A 4,169-nucleotide genomic window follows, 5' to 3' on the forward strand; every position below is an offset into this window, starting at 1 on the left:
CAGCTCCTGCACGAAGGAACGGTCGATCTTCATGGTGTCGATCGGCAGCTCCTTCAGGTGGCTGAGCGAGGAGTAGCCGGTGCCGAAGTCGTCCACCGAGAGCTTCACGCCCAGCGTCCGCAGCTGCTGCAGCCGCGCGCAGACCTGCGGCACGTCGTCCATCAGCATGCGCTCGGTCAGCTCCAGCTCCAGCCAGCCAGCGGGCAGGCCGGTCTCCGCCAGCAGCGCCTGGATCGAGGCGACGAAGTCCGGCGCCTGGAACTGCAGGGTCGAGAGATTGACGGCCACGGTGAGCGGCCAGCCAGCGTCGTGCCACAGGCGCGCCTGGCGGGCGGCTTCGCGCAGCACCCAGGCACCGATGGGCACGATCAGCCGGTGCTGCTCGGCCAGCGCGATGAACTCGTTGGGCGCCAGCAGCCCGCGCTGCGGATGCTGCCAGCGGATGAGGGCCTCGACGCCGACCGGGTGGCCGTCGCAGGCGCGCACCTGTGGCTGGAACAGCAGCGCGAACTCGTCGTGGATGATGGCGTGGCCCAGCTCGCCTTCGAGCATCAGCTTGTCGTAGGCCGTGGTGGCCACTGCCGGTTCGAAGAAGGCGAAGGTGGCGCGGCCACGGCCCTTGGCGACGTGCATGGCGGCATCCGCATGCTTGATGAGCACGTCGGGCGTGTCGCCGTCCTGCGGGTAAAGCGCGATGCCGACCGACGGCGTGACCGAGATCGACTGGCCCTCGACCGTCACTGGCGCTCCCACCGCTTCGAGCAGCTTGCCGGCCACACGGACCACGGCGTCGCGGTCTCGCACGCCGGGCAGCAGCACCATGAACTCGTCGCCGCCGAAGCGGGCAACCCGGTCGGTGCTGCGCACGCACTCGCACAGGCGGAGCGCGGTGGTCTTCAGCAGGGCATCGCCGCGGGTGTGACCGACCGAGTCGTTGACGCGCTTGAAGTGGTCCAGGTCGATGAAGAGCAGCGCGAGCTGGGTGTCGGAGGCGCGGGCCGCCACCATCAGGTGGTCGAGTTGCGCGAGGAATGCCGCCCGGTTCGGCAGGCCGGTCAGTGCATCGTGGTGGACGAGGTAGTGCAGCCGGGCCTGGGTGGCGTGGCGGTCGCGGATGTCGCGCACCACGGCCATGCGCATCGGCTCGCCGTGCTGCATGGTGCCGCGGTCGATCACTTCGACGGGGATGCGTGTGCCGTCCTGGTGGACCACGGCCGTCTCGAAGGTGATGTCCTGCAGTCCATCCAGCTGCCTGGCGGTCTGGGTCTGGTGCTCCGGAGCGATCAGCATCAGCGCCGGGCGGCCCAGCAGGTCATGCAGCGACAGGCCGACCAGCTCGCACAGTGCCGGGTTGGCGTCGGCGATGTGGCCGTCGCGGTGGAAGAAGATGCCCTCGACGCCGGCCTGCAGGAACTTGGACAGGCGCTCTTCGGATTCGAGCAGCGCACGCTCGGCAACGTGGTGTCGGCTCTGGTCGACGATGAGCACGTAGACGCCGGCGCGGCGGCCTTGCGGGTCGAGGTGCGGCGTGAAGGTGATCTCGACCCAGAGTGGCTGGCCGTCACGCAGTGCGAGTGGCTGCTCCAGCGTGACGGCGGTACCGTCCTGCAAGGTACTGGTCAGCACGGGCGAGAGCTGGCGTCCCAGCTCGGGCGCCAGCACATCGACCAGTGTGCGGCCCAGGGGCACGCGCGCCGCGTCGCACAGGCCCGTCACGAAGGTGCGGTTGGCGTAAGTGCAGAGTTGCCGCGGGCCGTCGAAGTAGGCCATCATGACTGGTGCGCTGTCGGCCAGGCGGCACAGCTTGTCCCGGTCCTGCCCGGCGTCGAGCGAGCCTCCCCCCGAAGAGGGGTCGTCCGCAGAGAGGCTGGTCGGTAGAGGCATGGGAACCCATGATACCGATCACGGTGTTCTCGTCGGACAACCGCACACCCCCATGTTCCGGGGTTGCAGCCCCTGGTGTCAGAGGATGTACCGCGACAGATCCTCGTTGGCGGCGAGGGCGCCGAGGCGTTTTTCCACTTCCGTGGCATCCATGGAGATGGTCTGGCCGGCACGCTGCGGTGCGTCAAACGATATCTCGTCGAGCAGCCGCTCCAGCACGGTCGAGAGCCGGCGCGCACCGATGTTCTCGGTGCGCTCGTTGACACCATGGGCCATCTCGGCCAGGCGGCGGATGGCGCCGGGGGTGAATTCCAGCGCCACGCCCTCGGTGGCCAGCAGCGCCTGGTACTGCTTGATCAGGCTGGCATGCGTGCTCGACAGGATGGCCTCGAAGTCGTCCACGCTCAGCGACGACAGCTCGACGCGGATGGGGAAACGCCCCTGCAGCTCCGGGATCAGATCGCTCGGCCGCGACAGGTGGAAGGCGCCCGACGCGATGAAGAGGATGTGGTCGGTCTTGACCATGCCGTGCTTGGTCTTGACGGTGGTGCCTTCGACCAGCGGCAGCAGGTCGCGCTGCACGCCCTGGCGCGACACGTCTGCGCCCTGCGACTCGCTGCGGCTGGCGACCTTGTCGATCTCGTCGATGAAGACGATGCCGTTCTGCTCGGTGTTGTGCAGCGCGCGGGTGACGATCTCCTCCTCGTTGACCAGCCGCTGCGCCTCCTCGTCGATCAGCAGGCGGCGTGCCTCGGCGATGGTGACCTTGCGGGTCTTGTGCTTGCCTTGGCCGAGCTGCGAGAACATGCCCTTGAGCTGCTCGGCCATGTCTTCCATGCCGGCCGGGCCCATGATCTCCACGGCCTGCCGCGCTTCTGCGAGGTCGATCTCGATCTCCTTGTCCTCCATCGTGCCTTCGCGCAGACGCTTGCGGAAGGTCTGGCGGGCCGCACTGTCGGCCGGTGCTGGTGCGACGGCCGGCGGTTCGCCAAAGCCGAAACCCAGGCCGCCGGACGCTGCCGGACGCGCCGGTGGCACCAGCACGTCGAGGATGCGGTCTTCGGCGGCATCCTCGGCGCGGTGGCGCATCTGGGTCACCTGCTTCTCGCGCTCCTGCTTGACGGCGCTTTCCACGAGGTCGCGGATGATGGTGTCCACGTCCTTGCCGACATAGCCGACCTCGGTGAACTTGGTCGCCTCGACCTTGATGAACGGTGCGTCCGCCAGCCGGGCCAGCCGGCGGGCGATCTCGGTCTTGCCGACGCCGGTCGGGCCGATCATCAGGATGTTCTTGGGTGTGATCTCATGGCGCAGTGCGGCGTCCACCTGCTGCCGGCGCCAGCGGTTGCGCAGCGCGATGGCCACGGCGCGCTTGGCATCGCGCTGGCCGACGATGTGGCGGTCGAGTTCGGAGACGATCTCCTGCGGGGTCATGGCGCTCATGGTCGTTTCCGGTCAGTCCAGCGTCTCGATGGTGTGGGATTGGTTGGTGTAGATGCACAGGTCGCCGGCGATCTCCAGCGAACGCTTGACGATGTCGGCCGGTGCCATCTCGGTGTGCTGCAGCAGCGCGCGGGCGGCGGCCTGCGCGTAAGCGCCTCCCGAACCGATCGCCACGATGCCGTGTTCGGGCTCCAGCACGTCGCCATTGCCGGTGATGATCAGCGAGGCGGTGCGGTCGGCCACGGCCAGCATGGCTTCGAGCTTGCGCAGCACGCGGTCGGTACGCCAGTCGCGGGTCAGCTCGACGGCGGCGCGCACAAGGTGGCCCTGGTGTTTTTCGAGCTTGGCCTCGAAGCGTTCGAACAAGGTGAACGCGTCGGCGGTGGCACCGGCAAACCCGGCCAGCACCTGGTCGCGGTGCAGTTTGCGCACCTTGCGCGCGCTGGCCTTGACGATGATGTGGCCGAGCGTGACCTGACCGTCACCGCCGATGGCCACGGTGTTGCCGCGGCGCACGCTGACGATGGTGGTGCCGTGATAGGACTCGGTGGACATGGAGAAGGGTTTCCAGTGAAAGGCCGGCGCGCGCAGCCGCGCGGACCGGCACGGGGATCAGGATCAGAAGTTCCGGACCGTGACGCGGGCGTGTTCGCTGATGCCCATGGCACCGCAGAACAGCGCCACCAGGCGGTGGGCGTCGACGAAGTTGACGTTACGCCCCTCGGAATGGCGGGACAGCACCCAGTTGAGCAGGTCGCCTGCCGCAATGAAATCGACGCGGATCAGGCGCGCGCAGGACACCTGGATCAGCGTCGACTTGCCGATCTGCTGGTCCATGCCCT

General features: G+C 68.2%; 3 protein-coding genes and 1 pseudogene. All 4 read right to left on the bottom strand.

Annotated features, from left to right (window positions below; translation table 11 throughout):
- Positions 1-1,884 (bottom strand): putative bifunctional diguanylate cyclase/phosphodiesterase (locus AB3X43_RS01505; RefSeq protein WP_369428127.1); only part of this gene is annotated, 1,884 nt, incomplete at its 3' end.
- A 78-nt stretch (positions 1,885-1,962) separates the two neighbouring features.
- Complete coding sequence (gene hslU / locus AB3X43_RS01510) at positions 1,963-3,327, bottom strand: ATP-dependent protease ATPase subunit HslU (protein ID WP_369428128.1); 1,365 nt, start codon at positions 3,325-3,327, stop codon at positions 1,963-1,965.
- A gap of 12 nt (positions 3,328-3,339) precedes the next feature.
- Positions 3,340-3,882 (bottom strand): ATP-dependent protease subunit HslV, encoded by a 543-nt coding sequence (hslV, locus tag AB3X43_RS01515; protein WP_369428129.1) that lies wholly within the window; start codon positions 3,880-3,882, stop codon positions 3,340-3,342.
- A gap of 63 nt (positions 3,883-3,945) precedes the next feature.
- Positions 3,946-4,169, bottom strand: a pseudogene (locus tag AB3X43_RS01520) (hypothetical protein); the annotation flags it as partial.

Origin of the sequence: Sphaerotilus sp. (genome assembly GCF_041083715.1) — a bacterium.
In the GTDB taxonomy this organism is placed as follows: Bacteria; Pseudomonadota; Gammaproteobacteria; order Burkholderiales; family Burkholderiaceae_C; genus Sphaerotilus.